At 67.5% G+C, this 14,216-nt stretch carries 12 protein-coding genes; 9 read left to right on the top strand and 3 right to left on the bottom strand.

The window, feature by feature from the left end; genetic code table 11:
* Positions 1 to 190 precede the first annotated feature (190 nt).
* The 9 genes from PARN5_RS0117235 (at position 191) to PARN5_RS0117275 (ending at position 10,568) form a co-directional block, all read left to right on the top strand.
* Entirely contained in the window at positions 191 to 1,228 is a 1,038-nt protein-coding gene (locus PARN5_RS0117235; protein WP_018001017.1) for an NAD(P)-dependent alcohol dehydrogenase, read from the top strand.
* A 5-nt stretch (positions 1,229 to 1,233) separates the two neighbouring features.
* Positions 1,234 to 2,691, top strand: a complete 1,458-nt coding sequence (gene xylB, locus PARN5_RS0117240) for a xylulokinase (protein ID WP_018001018.1) — start codon at positions 1,234 to 1,236, stop codon at positions 2,689 to 2,691.
* Between the two features lie 264 nt (positions 2,692 to 2,955).
* Positions 2,956 to 3,840, top strand: coding sequence for an AraC family transcriptional regulator (locus PARN5_RS0117245; RefSeq protein ID WP_018001019.1), 885 nt, complete (start codon positions 2,956 to 2,958; stop codon positions 3,838 to 3,840).
* 101 nt (positions 3,841 to 3,941) lie between these two features.
* Complete coding sequence (locus tag PARN5_RS0117250; protein WP_018001020.1) at positions 3,942 to 4,847, top strand: ABC transporter substrate-binding protein; 906 nt, start codon at positions 3,942 to 3,944, stop codon at positions 4,845 to 4,847.
* A 70-nt stretch (positions 4,848 to 4,917) separates the two neighbouring features.
* Entirely contained in the window at positions 4,918 to 6,417 is a 1,500-nt protein-coding gene (locus tag PARN5_RS0117255) for a sugar ABC transporter ATP-binding protein (RefSeq protein WP_018001021.1), read from the top strand.
* Positions 6,407 to 7,384, top strand: coding sequence for a ribose ABC transporter permease (locus PARN5_RS0117260; protein ID WP_018001022.1), 978 nt, complete (start codon positions 6,407 to 6,409; stop codon positions 7,382 to 7,384). Before PARN5_RS0117255 ends, PARN5_RS0117260 begins: the two co-directional genes overlap by 11 nt.
* Before the next feature lie 36 nt (positions 7,385 to 7,420).
* Positions 7,421 to 8,152, top strand: a complete 732-nt coding sequence (locus tag PARN5_RS0117265; protein ID WP_018001023.1) for an SDR family oxidoreductase — start codon at positions 7,421 to 7,423, stop codon at positions 8,150 to 8,152.
* 26 nt (positions 8,153 to 8,178) lie between these two features.
* On the top strand, positions 8,179 to 9,801 hold the full coding sequence (locus PARN5_RS0117270) for an FGGY-family carbohydrate kinase (RefSeq protein WP_018001024.1): 1,623 nt from the start codon (positions 8,179 to 8,181) through the stop codon (positions 9,799 to 9,801).
* 41 nt (positions 9,802 to 9,842) lie between these two features.
* Positions 9,843 to 10,568: an SDR family oxidoreductase gene (locus tag PARN5_RS0117275; RefSeq protein WP_018001025.1), complete on the top strand. Its 726-nt coding sequence runs from the start codon at positions 9,843 to 9,845 to the stop codon at positions 10,566 to 10,568.
* Positions 10,569 to 10,843: 275 nt separating this feature from the next.
* Here PARN5_RS0117275 and PARN5_RS24995 read toward each other — a convergent pair whose 3' ends face one another.
* The 3 genes from PARN5_RS24995 to PARN5_RS0117285 all read right to left on the bottom strand — a co-directional run bounded on the left by PARN5_RS24995 (position 10,844) and on the right by PARN5_RS0117285 (position 14,216).
* On the bottom strand, positions 10,844 to 11,098 hold the full coding sequence (locus tag PARN5_RS24995; protein WP_018001026.1) for a hypothetical protein: 255 nt from the start codon (positions 11,096 to 11,098) through the stop codon (positions 10,844 to 10,846).
* Positions 11,099 to 12,343 carry an NCS1 family transporter gene (locus PARN5_RS22525; protein ID WP_018001027.1) on the bottom strand — a complete coding sequence of 415 codons (1,245 nt, stop codon included), beginning with the start codon at positions 12,341 to 12,343 and terminating at the stop codon, positions 11,099 to 11,101.
* 91 nt (positions 12,344 to 12,434) lie between these two features.
* Complete coding sequence (locus PARN5_RS0117285; protein ID WP_018001028.1) at positions 12,435 to 14,216, bottom strand: hydantoinase B/oxoprolinase family protein; 1,782 nt, start codon at positions 14,214 to 14,216, stop codon at positions 12,435 to 12,437.

Here is a 14,216-nt window from a genome sequence, read left to right on the forward strand (position 1 = left end):
TACAACCCCTGCCAGACCCCACGCCGGGCAACTGACCAGCGATTTCGGCGCAATGCGTGATACAATTATTCTTTGATTGGGCAAAAGCTCGCCAAAGCGGCGGGTTTTTGTTTACATCGCCGTCAGGGCGGCCTCAAACACCGCCCGGACGGCGCCGGTTGGGCGCGGCATGGCGAAGAGCGAGGAAAACATGAAGGCGCTGGTTCTGGAGGAGAAGGGCAAGCTCACGCTGCGGGAGTTCGAGATTCCGGGCACGCTGGGGCCTCGCGACGTCCGCATCAAGATCGACACGGTCGGCATCTGCGGCTCGGACGTGCATTATTACACCCATGGCAAGATCGGCCATTTCGTGGTGCGCGAGCCGATGGTGCTGGGCCATGAAGCCGCCGGCACGGTGATCGAGGCGGGGGCCGAGGTCACGCATCTGCAGCCCGGCGACCGGGTCTGCATGGAGCCGGGGATTCCCGATCCGACCTCGCGCGCGGCCAAGCTCGGCATCTACAATGTCGATCCCGCCGTGACCTTCTGGGCGACGCCGCCGGTGCATGGCTGCCTGACGCCCGAGGTGATCCACCCGGCCGCCTTCACCTACAAGCTGCCCGACAATGTCAGCTTCGCCGAGGGGGCGATGGTCGAGCCCTTCGCCATCGGCATGCAGGCGGCCTTGCGGGCGCGCATCCAGCCCGGCGACATCGCGGTCGTGACCGGTGCCGGCCCCATTGGCATGATGGTGGCGCTGGCCGCACTTGCGGGCGGCTGCGCCCGCGTCATCGTCGCGGACCTGGCCCAGCCCAAGCTCGACATCATCGGCGCCTATGACGGCATCCAGACCGTCAACATCCGCAACCGCCCGCTGGCCGAGGCGGTGGCCGAGGCGACAGACGGCTGGGGCGCGGACGTGGTCTTCGAATGCTCGGGCGCCGCGCCGGCGATCCTGTCCATGCACCAGCTTGCCCGGCCCGGCGGCGCCATCGTGCTGGTCGGCATGCCGGTCGATCCGGTGCCGGTCGACATCGTCGGGTTGCAGGCCAAGGAACTGCGGGTCGAGACCGTGTTCCGCTATGCCAATGTCTATGACCGGGCTATCGCGCTCATCGCCTCAGGCAAGGTGGACCTGAAGCCGCTGATCTCGGCCTCGATCCCCTTCGCCGACAGCATCGCCGGCTTCGACCGCGCCGTCGAGGCCCGCGAGACCGACGTGAAGCTGCAAATCGTCATGCCGGAGTAAGCGCCATGTATCTGGGGATCGACCTTGGCACCTCGGGCATCAAGGCCATGCTGGTGGACGGGGATTTCGCCACCATCGGCGTCGCCCATGCGGCCCTGACCGTCAGCCGGCCGCATCCCGGCTGGTCCGAGCAGGCGCCCGCCGACTGGATCGCCGGCTGCGAAGCCGCCATCGGCCAGCTGGCGCGCGAGCATCCGGCCGCCATGGCCCGGCTGCAAGCCATCGGCCTGTCCGGGCACATGCACGGCGCGACGCTGCTCGACGCTTCGGACCAGGTGCTGCGGCCCTGCATCCTGTGGAATGACGGCCGTTCCGGGCCGCAATGCGCCGAACTGACGGCGCGGGCGGATTTCCACGGCATTGCCGGCAACCTGGTCATGGCCGGTTTCACCGCGCCGAAACTGCTCTGGGTGGCGCAGAACGAGCCCCGGATCTTCGACCGTGTCGCCAAGGTGCTGCTGCCCAAGGATTACCTGCGGCTGTGGCTGACCGGCGAGCATGTGGCCGAGATGTCGGACGCGGCGGGCACCCTGTGGCTGGACGTGGGCAAGCGCGACTGGTCGGACGAACTGCTGGCCGCGACGGGCCTGAGCCGCGCCCAGATGCCGCGGCTGGTCGAGGGCAGCGATGTTTCCGGCCATCTGCGCGCCGACCTGGCCGCGCGCTGGGGCATCCCGCGCGTGCCGGTGGCGGGCGGCGGCGGCGACAATGCCGCCACGGCCTGCGGCATGGGGGTGATGACGCCGGGCACCGGCTTCCTGTCGCTGGGCACCTCGGGCGTGCTGTTCGCCGCGACCGGATCCTATGCGCCGAACACCGGCGATGCGGTGCATACCTTCTGCCATGCCGTGCCGGAGACCTGGCACCAGATGGGCGTGATCCTGTCGGCGACCGACAGCATGACCTGGCTCTCCGAGATCACCGGAAAACCCGTGCCGGACCTCGCGGCGCAGGTGGGCGATGTGACGGCGCCCTCGCCGGCGCTGTTCCTGCCCTATCTCTCGGGCGAGCGCACGCCGCTCAATGACCCCGGCGCCGCCGGCTCGCTGATCGGCCTGCGCCGTGCCAGCGGGCTGCCGGACCTGGCGCAGGCGGTGATGGAGGGCGTTGCCATGGCCTTCGCCGATTGCGTCCATGCCTTGCGCAAGGCCGGCACGCCGATCGAGGCCGCCTGGGCGGTCGGCGGCGGCGCGCGTTCGCAGGCCTGGCTGCGCATCATCGCCTCGGCCACCGGGCTCACGCTGCTGGAGCCCGAGGACGGCGATTTCGGCGCCGCCTTCGGTGCGGCGAAGCTGGCCGCGGCCTGCGCCACCGGCGATGTGTCCGAGCGGGTCTTCTCGCGGCCGGCGCTTCGCGCGGAGGTTGTGCCCAATGCAAATCTGGCCGAGGCCTATGCGAAAAAGTATGAGGCCTATCGCGCTGCTTACCGCCCCCTGCGCGACCTGCCCGGCTGGCCGGCCTGACCGCGGATTTCCCGGCATTTCCCGGGTTTTCGCAGCATCTTTGCGCCTATGTCGCTGCATCGCGGCATGGGCGTTTCGCCTTTGCGGCGCCAGCCCCTTGCCCGAGCCGGATGAACGGTTCAATTCCGGCGCATTCCCTGTCAAAAAAGTATCGGCAATTTCTGCGCGATGATGTGGAGCCTTGCCCGGGCAAAGGCCTAAGTTCTGTGCAGGCTGGGAACGCGCCGGGCAAGGAGGCGTGCGACCAATGGGGAGAGGAAACCGATGCAACCCGATCTGGAACTGGTCCACATCCGCAAGGGCGAATCCTTCGCCGCGTGGATGCATGGCTATCCGTTCCGCACGGTGCGCTGGCACTACCACCCCGAATATGAAATCCACCTGGTCAACGCCACCTCGGGCACCTTCTACATCGGCGACCATGTCGGCGCCTTCGCGCCGGGCCAGCTGATCATGACCGGCCCGAACCTGCCGCAGAACTGGATCAGCGACATCCAGCCAGGCGAGATCGTGCCGCTGCGCTCGCTGGTGATCCAGTTCCCCGAGGCCTTCATCGAGGACGCCTGCGCCGCCATGCCCGAGATGGAGGCGCTGCGCCCGCTCTTGGACCGCTCGCGCCGCGGCATCCTGTTCGACGACGCCACCAGCGCCCGCATCCGGCCGCTGGTCGAGCGGCTGATCGAGGCGCAGGGCATCCGCCGGCTGGCGCTGTTCTGGGAAATCCTCGACATCCTGGCCGAGGCCCGCGACTATGAGGTGCTGGCCAGCCTCAGCTTCGAACTGGACCTCAGCAAGATCAACGACAGCGGCATCAACCGCGCCCTGACCTATCTGCGCGAGCACCTGACTGAGCAGATCGAGGAGGCCGAGCTTGCCGCCATGGTCGGGCAAAGCCAAAGCGCCTTTTCCCGCGCCTTCAAGCGCCATACCGGCACGACCCTGGTGCGCTATCGCAACCAACTGCGCGTCGATCTGGCCTGCCAGATGCTGCTGGCCGATCCGGGCAGCAAGGTGGCCGAGATCTGCTATGAGGTCGGATTTTCGAACCTGTCGAACTTCAACCGGCATTTCCTGAAACTGAAGGGGATCTCTCCTTCGCAGTTCCGGGCCACCTTCGCGGCCCAGAAAGCGGCGGTCATCGCCGACTGACGAAACGACCACGACCGAAATCCACCAATTCGGACGGCGGCGCACCGCCGGCCGGAGACGCGCGGGCCTTGCCTGCATCAACCCTGTTTGGGAGGAACCTGATGACATCGAAACTTCTCACCGCCTCGGCCGCGCTGGCGCTGCTGGCCGCCCCGGCGCTCGCGCAGGACAAGCTCAAGATCGGCATGACCTTCCAAGAGCTGAACAACCCCTATTTCGTCTCCATGCAGGAGGCGCTGAACGAGGCCGCCGCCTCCTTGGGCGCCGAGGTGGTGGTGACCGATGCCGGCCATGACGTCGCCAAGCAGATCTCGGACGTCGAGGATATGCTGCAACAGAACATCGACATCCTGCTGCTGAACCCGACCGACAGCGCCGGGATCGAGGCCGCCGTGCATGCCGCCAAGGCCGCCGGCGTCACCGTGGTCGCGGTCGATGCGAATGCGAACGGCCCGGTCGACACCTTCGTCGGCTCGAAGAACCGCGATGCCGGCTATATGTCCTGCAAATACCTGGGCGAGGCCATCGGCGGCAAGGGCGAGGTCGCGATCCTCGACGGCATCCCGGTCGTGCCGATCCTGCAGCGCGTCGAGGGTTGCAAGGCCGCGCTGGAGGAATTCCCGGAAATCACCCTGGTCGACACCCAGAACGGCCGCCAGGACCGCTCGGTCGCCCTGGGCGTGGTCGAGAACATGATCCAGTCCAAGCCGAACCTCGCCGGCATCTTCTCGGTCAATGACGGCGGCGCCATGGGCGCGCTGGCGGCGATCCAGGGCTCGGGCAAGGACATCAAGCTGACCTCGGTCGACGGCGCGCCGGAAGCGGTCAAGGCGATCACCGAGGGCGGTCCCTTCATCGAGACCACCGCGCAATTCCCGCGCGACCAGGTCCGCGTCGGCCTGGCCATGGCGCTGGCGCAGAAATGGGGCGCCCGCGTGGTGCCGAAGGAAGTCCCGATCGACGTCATGGTCGTGGACAAGGAAAACGCGGCTGACTTCAGCTGGTAACGCCTCCTCCCCGCTCTCGCCCCGGCCTTCGCGCTGGGGCGGGAATGGCGAGAGGCCCGAGGAGGGGACGATGCTGGAACTGAACGCAATCCGAAAGAGCTTCGGCAAGATCGAGGTGCTGCACGGCGTCGACCTCAACGTCCGCGCCGGCGAGGTGCATGCGCTCCTGGGCGAGAACGGCGCCGGGAAATCGACGCTGATGAAGATCCTGTGCGGCATCATCCCGCCCAGCGAGGGCACGATCCGCATCGAGGGCCGCGAGCAGCGTTTCGCCAATTACGACGAGGCCATCGCCGCCGGCATCGGCATCGTCTTCCAGGAATTCAGCCTGATCCCGCATCTGAACGCGGTCGAGAATATGTTCCTGGCGCGCGAGATCCGCGGCCGGCTGGGCCTGCTGGACCGCAAGGCCATGCGCGCCCGCGCCACCGAGATCATGCGCCAGCTGGGCGTCGCGGTGGCCTTGGACGTGCCGATCAGCCGCCTGTCGGTCGCCGAGCAACAATTCGTCGAGATCGCCAAGGCGCTGTCGCTGAACGCGCGCATCCTGGTGCTGGACGAGCCGACCGCCACGCTGACGCCCTCCGAGGTCGAGCACCTGTTCAAGGTCATGCGCGAGCTGCGCCGGCAGGGCGTGGCGATCATCTTCATCTCGCATCACCTCGAGGAAATCTTCGAGATCTGCGACCGCATCACCGTGCTGCGTGACGGCGAATTCATCGGCTCCTGCGCGGTTTCCGAGGTCGACAATGACCGGCTGGTCGAGATGATGGTCGGCCGCCGCATCGAGCAGAGCTTCCCGCCCAAGCCCGCCGCCTCGACCGCGCCCCTGGTGATCGAGGCCGAGGAGGTGCAGCTGCGCAAATCCGGGCCCCTGTCGCGCTTCGCGTTGCGCAAGGGCGAGATCCTGGGCTTTGCCGGGCTGGTCGGCTCGGGCCGCACCGAAACCGTGCTGGCCATGCTGGGCGCCGGGCCGGCCACGCGCTGCAAGATCAGGATCGACGGCATCGAAAAGCGCCTGTCCGGTCCCGACGAGGGGCTGGCCCATGGCATCGGGCTTCTGCCGGAAAGCCGCAAGGAACAGGGACTTATCACCAGTTTCTCGATTCTGCAGAACATTTCGCTGAACAATTACGGCAAGTATCGCAAGGGTCCGGGCTTCATCGACCTGAAGAAGGAACTGGCCTGTTCGGAAACCGCCATGGCGCAGGTCCGCGTCAAGGCGCAGGGTCCGCTCGCGCGCGTCGATACGCTGTCGGGCGGCAACCAGCAAAAGGTCGTCATCGCCCGCTGGCTGAACCACGACATGCAGGTGCTGATCTTCGACGAGCCGACGCGCGGCATCGACGTCGGCGCCAAGGCCGAGATCTATGCGCTCATGCGCGAATTCACCGCGCGGGGCGGGGCGATCATCATGATCTCCTCGGAACTGCCCGAGGTGATCGGCATGTCCGACCGGGTCTGCGTGTTCCGCTCGGGCGGGATAGTCGCCACGCTCTCGGGCGAGGACATCAATTCGGAAACCATCATGACCCATGCCACGACCGGGAGGATCGACAATGTCGCATGACACCAATACCGGCGCGGCCGGGAAAACCACGGGCTTCTCGCCGGCAAGGCTGCTGCATTCGCCGCTGGCGCTGCCGCTGATCGGGCTCATCACCGTCTCGGTGCTGATGGGGCTGGCAAGCGACAATTTCTTCAGCCTCGGCAATATCATGAACGTGCTGCGCCAGGTCTCGGTCGTCGGCATCCTGGCCGTGGGCATGAGTTTCGTCATCCTGACCGGCGGCATCGACCTGTCGGTCGGCGCGGTCATGGCGCTGGTCGGCACGCTCAGCGCCGGGCTGATGGTCAACACCGGCCTGCCGGCGGTGCCGGCGCTGCTGGTCGGGTTGCTGATCGGCCTCGGCATCGGGCTGGCCAACGGCTTCCTGGTCGCCTGGGGTCGGATGCCGGCGATCATCGTCACGCTCGCCACCATGGGCATGGCGCGGGGCCTGGGCCTGATCTATTCCGGCGGCTACCCGATCAGCGGCATCCCCAGCTGGATTTCCTGGTTCGGCGTCGGCCGCATCGGCTTCGTGCCGGTGCCGGTGATCGCCATGGTGGTGATCTATGCCTTCGCCTGGGTGCTCTTGCAGCGCACCGCCTTCGGCCGCCACGTCTATGCCATCGGCGGCAACGAACTGGCGGCGCGGCTTTCGGGCGTCAAGACCCGGCGGGTGAAGCTGGCGGTCTATGCCATCTCGGGCCTGACCGCGGCCCTGGCGGCGGTGATCCTGACCGGCCGGCTGATGAGCGGCCAGCCCAACGCCGGCGTGGGCTTCGAGCTTGACGCCATCGCCGCCGTGGTCCTGGGCGGCACCGCCATCGCCGGCGGGCGCGGGCTGATCCTTGGCACGCTGATCGGCGCGGTGCTGCTGGGCATCCTGAACAACGGCCTGAACCTGATAGGCATCAACCCCTACCTGCAGGACGTCATCAAGGGCGGCATCATCCTGCTGGCCATCTACATCGGGCGCGAGTGGCGCTAACCCCCGCCCAACCCATTCCGAACACAGGAGAATAACATGTCTGAATCGCTGCAAGGCAAGGTCGCGGTCATCACCGGCGCGGCCTCGGGGATCGGGCTTGCCACGACCGAGGCGCTGCTGGCGCAAGGTGCCACCGTGGTCATGGTGGACCGCAATGCCGAGGCGCTGGCCGCGCTGACCGCCAAGCTCGGCGACAAGGCCATCGCCCAGGTGACCGACCTGCTGGACGTGGACAGCTGCAATGCCATGATCCCCGAGATCCTGGAAAAGGTCGATCACATCGACATCCTCTACTGCAATGCCGGCATCTATATCGGCGGCGACCTGACCGAGACCACGCCCGAGGCCATCGACCGCATGTTGAACCTGAACGTCAATGCGGTGATGAAGAACGTCTGGGCCGTGGTGCCGCATATGTCGGCGCGGGGGACCGGCGACATCGTCGTCACCTGCTCGATCGCCGGCCATTTCCCGACCTATTGGGAGCCGGTCTATTCCGGCTCGAAATGGGCGATCACCAGCTTCGTGCAGGGCATGCGCCGGCAGATGATCCCGCATGGCGTGCGGGTGATGCAGGTCTCGCCCGGCCCGGTGGTCTCGGCCCTGCTGGCCGACTGGCCCGAGGAGAACCTGCGCAAGGCCAAGGAATCGGGCAGCCTGATCGACGCCTCGGAAGTGTCGGACGCGGTGGTCTACATGCTGACGCGCAAGCGCACCGTGACCATCCGCGACATGCTGGTCCTGCCGACCAATTTCGACCGCGTGTAAGCGGTCCGCCAAGCGCGAGGGGTGCCATGGAGCAATATCTGATCGGCGTCGATGTGGGCACGGGCTCGGCCCGGGCCGGGGTGTTCGACCGGGCGGGCAATCTGCTCGCCTCGGCCAGGCGCGGCATCGACATGCACCGCGAGGGCGGCACCATCGCCGAGCAATCCAGCACCCAGGTCTGGGCCGCGGTCTGCGCCTCGGTCCGGGAATGCGTGACGCAGGCCGGGATCGACCCGGCCGGCGTCACGGGCATCGGCTTCGATGCCACCTGCTCGCTGGTCGTGCGCGGGCCGGGCGAGGCGACGCTGCCGGTTGGCGACCCCGCGCATCCGGAACGCGACATCATCGTCTGGATGGACCATCGCGCCGTCGAACAGGCCGAGCGCATCAACGCGCAGGGCCATGAGGTGCTGAAATATGTCGGCACCCGCATCTCGCCCGAGATGGAGACGCCGAAGCTGCTGTGGCTGGCCGAGAACCGGCCCGAGGTCTATGCGGCGGCGGCGCATTTCTTCGACCTGACCGATTTCCTGACCTGGAAGGCGACCGGCGCGCTGGAGCGGTCCGCCTGCACGGTGACCTGCAAGTGGACCTATCTGGCGCATGAGCGGCGCTGGGACGAAAGCTATTTCCGCCAGATCGGGCTCTCTGACCTGGCCGATGACGGTTTCGCCCGCATCGGCGCCCGCGTCGTCGATCCCGGCACCGCGCTGGGGCAGGGGCTGACGGCTGATGCAGCGGCGGCCATGGGGCTACGCCCCGGCATCGCGGTCGCGGCCGGGCTGATCGACGCCCATGCCGGCGGCGTCGGCACGGTTGCGGCCGGCGGCGATGCCACGGCCTGCCTGGGCTATGTCTTCGGCACCTCCTCCTGCACCATGACCACGACGCGCGAGCCGGCCTTCGTGCCGGGCGTCTGGGGGCCGTATTATTCCGCCATGGTGCCGGGGCATTGGCTGAACGAGGGCGGCCAGTCCGCCGCCGGCGCCGCCATCGACCAGTTGGTGCAGCTGCATCCCGCCACGGCCGAGGCGACGGCGCTGGCCGAGGCGGCGGGCAAATCGCTGCCGCAATGGCTGGCCGACCGGGCGCTCGAACTGGCGGGCGAGGCCAGCGCCGCCCTGCGGCTGGCCGACGAGCTGCATGTCGTGCCCGAGTTCCTGGGTAACCGCGCGCCCTTCGCCGACCCCCATGCCCGCGCCGTCATCATGGGGCAGGGGATGGAGACCGGGCCGGATTCGCTGGTCGCGCTTTATGTCGCCGGGATCTGCGGCCTGGGCTACGGGTTGCGGCAGATCATCGAGACCCAGGCGCAGAACGGCGCCCCGGTTCGGACGATCAGCACCAGCGGCGGCGCCGGCGCGCATCCGCTGACCCGGCAATTGCTGGCGGATGCGACCGGGCTGCCGGTCGAGGTGACGGCATGTCCCGAGCCGGTGCTGCTGGGCTCGGCCATGCTGGGCGCGGTGGCGGCGGGGGTGTTCCCCGACCTGCACAGCGCCATGCCCGCCATGTCGCGCGTCGCCACGCGCTGCGCCCCCGATCCCGCCTACCGCGCGCGGCAGGACGCGCGCCATGCCGCCTTCCTGGCGCTGCAATCCACGGCGCGGCAGATCCGCGCCGCTATGGCGGCCTTGCCGCAAAACTGAACCCGGGCGGCCCTGCCGCCGACCTGAACATGCGAGGACCCATGCAATTCACGGGCAAGACCGTCATCATCACCGGCGCCGGCAAGGGCATCGGCCGCGCCTGCGCCCGGCTCATGGCCGAGCGCGGCGCGAAGGTCGTGGCGCTGAGCCGCACCCAGGCCGATCTCGACAGCCTGGGCGAGGAGATCGGCGCGCGCGGCATCCGCGTCGATCTGGCCGACCCCGCCGCCACCCGCGCCGCCATGGCCGAGGCGGGGGCTGCCGACTACCTGGTCAACAGCGCCGGCATCAACGTGCTGGAAAGCGTGCTCGACATGACCGAGGCCGGCTATGATGCCGTGCTGGGCATCAACCTGCGCGCCGCGCTGATCTGCTGCCAGGAATTCGCCCGCGCCCGCGTCGCGGCGGGCGGCGGCGGCGCCATCGTCAACATCACCTCGATCGCCGGGCACCGCGGCTTCCAGGACCACCTGTGCTATGCCGCCTCGAAGGCCGGGCTGGAGGGCGCGACCCGGGTGCTGGCCAAGGAGCTGGGCCCGCATGGCATCCGCGTCAATGCCGTGGCCCCGACCATCACCCTGACCGAACTGGCCGCCGAGGCCTGGTCGGACCCGGCGAAAAGCCAGCCGATGATGGTGCGCCACCCGCTCAATCGCTTTGCCGAGGCGGTCGAGGTCGCGCAAAGCATCGCGCTGCTCTTGTCGGACGATAGCCGGATGATCTCGGGCGCGGTGCTGCCGGTGGATGGTGGGTTCCTGGCGGTCTGAGGCAGGGTCGAAACTGGCTGATATTATTGATTTATCTTTTTGATTAAATCGATAAATTTAACCAGATTATCGCATCCAGACGCGAAAAACGGGTTCGACCGCGGCCCAACGGTCAGGCCTCGCAAGGCTGGCGGGGTGGCTTGGTTATCCGAGGCGCCAACCCGGCAAGCCGCTGCTTTCCCGCCGGCAGTCCGCGCGACAGAGGCAAGGACAGAATGCCCGCCCTCAAGGGTGGCGAAGCCGGTGAATCTGCATTCTCCGGCTTTCACCGTCGCCTACAGATCTTCTCGACTGCCGGTGCCGCCCGATCCGCAAGGCGTCCGGGCAAAGCGCCCGCCGCCCAGATGCACCCAGTCCATCCCGACCGAGGCGGCCAGGTAGTCGTCCGATCCCCGTGACGCCAGTTCCGCCTGGCGGTAGCGCGGCAGCACCAGCCCGCGCATCAGTGCCAGATACAGCAGGAAGCCCAGCGGAAAGCCGATCACGAAGGCATAGACCGACCACCAGGCCGCGATGGCTCCGGCCAGCACCTAGGCGATCAGCCCGGCCGGGTTGAAGCCGCGGTGATAGCGGTACTGCCCCTCGGGGTCGTAAAGCGCCGGGACGTTCAGGCGGCGCCGGCGGATGACATAGTAATCCGCGACCATGATGCCGCCGATCGCCGACAGGAAGGCGCCGTAATAGCCCAGGAACACGAAAAGGTTGTCGAGGATCTGCCAGGGAAAGCACAGCGTGCCGACCACGCCCGCGATGACCACGGCCAGCCGATAGTTGATGACGCGCGGCGCCAGGTTGACGAAGGTCAGCGCCGCGGGGATCAGGTTGGCCGAGTTGTTGGTCGACCATTGCGCCAGCACGACCAGCACCAGCAGGACCAGCAGCGCGATGCCCTGCGCGTCGGCCTGGATCACCTCGACCGGGTTCCAGTTGCCGGTGGCGATGAAGGACACCGCGCCGATCCCGGCGATCATCGCCTGCGTCACCGGCAGCGCGACCAGCTGCGCCAGGAAGATCGCGCGGTTGCGGCGAAGAAAGCTGCGGGTGCCGGTCCGGGTTTCGACGAAGCGCGTCAGGTTCGGAATGTCGATCGCCATGGTGGACCAGAAGCTCATGTTGGCGATGAAGAGCACGATCAGCGAGGCCTGGCCCTCGGCCCGGAAGGTCCAGATGTTCAGGCCCTTGGTCTGGGCGATGCCGTCCAGGGTGAAATACATCCAGGCGGAAATCGCGATGATCGCCGGGGCGGCCAGCGCGGCCAGCCGCTCGACCGACTTGATGCCCAGCATGGTATTGGCGACCTGCACGGCGGCGAAGAGCGCATACCACAGGAACCAGTTGGAAAAGCCCAGGAAGTATTCGCCGATCCCGTTCAGCGCCAGCGCGCCCAGATAGGTCTGGATGCCGAACCACATCGCCGCCACGACCCCGCGCGAGACGGCGGGCAGGTGCGTGCCATGCAGCCCGAAGGGGGCGCGCAGGTAGACGGCGAAGGACAGCCCGTGCTCGGTGCCGATGTCGGCGGTCAGCAGCATCAGCGCGCCGATGGCCAGGTTCGCCAGCAGGATCGTCAGCGCGACCGCGCCCAGGCTGAAACCGCCCTGGATGCCGGTGGCGCCCAGCGAATAGGTGGCGATGATGACCGCGATGCCGACCCAGATCCAGGCATAGCCCAGCATGCCGATGGGCCGCTGGTTGGCCCGTGTGGGCAGGATGCTTTCCTCGATCAGGGCGGTGCGGTCGCGCCCCGGGGCGAGCCCGTCTTGTGTCAGTGACATGATGCTTATCCCTGTGTGTTGGACATATGCAGCCGTCGCGCGGCCGTTCTTTTCCGGATATGGAAAGGGCCGCGTGATGCGGCCCCCTTGGTCAGTCCTGGCGCTGCATCGCGCGGCGCAGCTTTTCGGTGGCGGCCAGATCCACCGTCTCGGCCTCGAGGTCGATGGCGACGCCATAGACCTCGCGGGCATCCTTCAGGGTGCAGAACCCATCCAGCACGTCCTCGAGCACCTTGCGGGGGGCGCGGTTCAGCGGGTTGCCGTAGCCGCCGCCGTTCGGGCTGTAATAGGTCATCACGTCATCGGCGCCGACCGACAGGCCCGAGAATTTGGAATGCATCTCCTGCTCCTGTCCGGGCCGGGCGGGGTTGCTGATCGTGCAGCGTCCCACGGCGCCGTCCTGGCCGCCGAAGATGCCCCAGGGCGCATCCGTGTGGCGCTCGGATTCATGGGTGATGAAGGCCGGCGTCAGCACCCGCTGCGCCTTGACGACCCCGATGCCGCCCCTGAACTCGCCCGCACCCGGAGGCGCGTCGTCGCGCAGCTCGTAGCGGTCGCAGATCATCGGGATATGCATCGCCAGATCTTCCAGCGGGTTGTTGCGGGTGTTGGCCATCAGGTTGTCGATGCTGTCCGGCCCGTCGCTGCGCGGCCGCCCGCCATAGGCGCCCTCGTTCACCTCGAGAAACACCCAGTAATCGCCCGAGGGCCGCACGCCGGAATAGGCCGCGAAGCTGATCGAGGCCGAAGAGCCGGCGATCACCTGTTCCGGCATCACCGGGGCCAGCGCGCGGATGATCAGGTCGATCATGCGGTTGCACTGGGTAAAGCGGGCCTCGGCCGATGCGGGGGCGCGGGGGTTGAAGATCGACCCCAGCGGCGCCGTGACCTTGATCGGGCGAAAGGAGCCCTCGTTCGACGGCACCCGCGCGTCCGAGGTCGCGGCGTCCAGCAGCAGCTTGCGGAAGCCGGCATAGGCCGCCACCTTGGTCGAGCCTTCGAAGGGCACGTTGTAGGCGGTGGGGGTCTGGTCGGCCGAGCCGGTCAGGTCCACCTCGACCTCGTCCCCGCGCACGCGGACCGTCACCTTGACCTTCAGGCGCTGGTCGCGGTTGCGGCCGTCGTCGTCCAGCCAGCCCTCGGCGGTATAATCGCCATCGGGGATTTCGCTGATGCGCTGGCGGGTCATGCGTTCGGCGTAATCCATCAGCTGGTTGGCGGCGCCGAAGACCGTCTTCTCGCCGTATTTCTCGAGCAGTTCGACGAAGCGGCGCGCGCCCAGCCGGGCCGAGGCGATCTGCGCCTCGATATCCGCCACCAACTGCCCGGCCGCGCGGGAATTGCGGCGGATATAGTTCCACATGGCGTTGTTCGGCTCGCCCTTGCGGTAAAGCTTGGTGCCGGCGAAGAGCATGCCTTCGGCATAGACATCGGGCACGTCGATGATCAGGCCGGGCGTCGCCGCGCCGATATCGACATGGTGCGCGGTGTTCCCGGCAAAGCCCACCAGCCGGCCCTGGAAGAAGACCGGCACGACGATGGCCAGGTCGGGGGTGTGGGACGAGCCGTGATAGGGGTGGTTGTGGACGACCGCGTCGCCTTCATACCATTCGCCGTCCTCCAGCGTTTCGGCGATGCCGCGCAGATAGCCGGGGATCGAGCCGATATGCATCGGCGTCGATTCCGACTCGCAGAGCGTGTTGAAATCGGTGTCGAACAGGCCCGCGCCCAGATCCTGGCTTTCCCGGATGATCGAGGAGAACGACATCCGGTAAAGCACATGGCCCATTTCCTCGGCGATGGTCTCGAAGGCGCCGCGGACGACTTGCAGCGTGATCGGATCGACCTCGGTGATCTTGCTCATCTGGTTCAT

The sequence above is a fragment of the Paracoccus sp. N5 genome (assembly GCF_000371965.1).
Taxonomy (GTDB): Bacteria; Pseudomonadota; Alphaproteobacteria; order Rhodobacterales; family Rhodobacteraceae; genus Paracoccus.

What these genes read in the sequence shown, in the direction of transcription:
- PARN5_RS0117275 (WP_018001025.1), top strand. Translation starts at nt 9,843, where the DNA reads ATGCAATTCACGGGCAAGACCGTCATCATCACCGGCGCCGGCAAGGGC.
- PARN5_RS0117250 (WP_018001020.1), top strand. Translation starts at nt 3,942, where the DNA reads ATGACATCGAAACTTCTCACCGCCTCGGCCGCGCTGGCGCTGCTGGCC.
- PARN5_RS0117255 (WP_018001021.1), top strand. Translation starts at nt 4,918, where the DNA reads ATGCTGGAACTGAACGCAATCCGAAAGAGCTTCGGCAAGATCGAGGTG.
- PARN5_RS22525 (WP_018001027.1), bottom strand. Translation starts at nt 12,343, where the DNA reads ATGTCACTGACACAAGACGGGCTCGCCCCGGGGCGCGACCGCACCGCC.
- PARN5_RS0117285 (WP_018001028.1), bottom strand. Translation starts at nt 14,216, where the DNA reads ATGAACCAGATGAGCAAGATCACCGAGGTCGATCCGATCACGCTGCAA.
- PARN5_RS0117235 (WP_018001017.1), top strand. Translation starts at nt 191, where the DNA reads ATGAAGGCGCTGGTTCTGGAGGAGAAGGGCAAGCTCACGCTGCGGGAG.
- PARN5_RS0117265 (WP_018001023.1), top strand. Translation starts at nt 7,421, where the DNA reads ATGTCTGAATCGCTGCAAGGCAAGGTCGCGGTCATCACCGGCGCGGCC.
- PARN5_RS0117245 (WP_018001019.1), top strand. Translation starts at nt 2,956, where the DNA reads ATGCAACCCGATCTGGAACTGGTCCACATCCGCAAGGGCGAATCCTTC.
- PARN5_RS0117260 (WP_018001022.1), top strand. Translation starts at nt 6,407, where the DNA reads ATGTCGCATGACACCAATACCGGCGCGGCCGGGAAAACCACGGGCTTC.
- xylB (WP_018001018.1), top strand. Translation starts at nt 1,234, where the DNA reads ATGTATCTGGGGATCGACCTTGGCACCTCGGGCATCAAGGCCATGCTG.
- PARN5_RS0117270 (WP_018001024.1), top strand. Translation starts at nt 8,179, where the DNA reads ATGGAGCAATATCTGATCGGCGTCGATGTGGGCACGGGCTCGGCCCGG.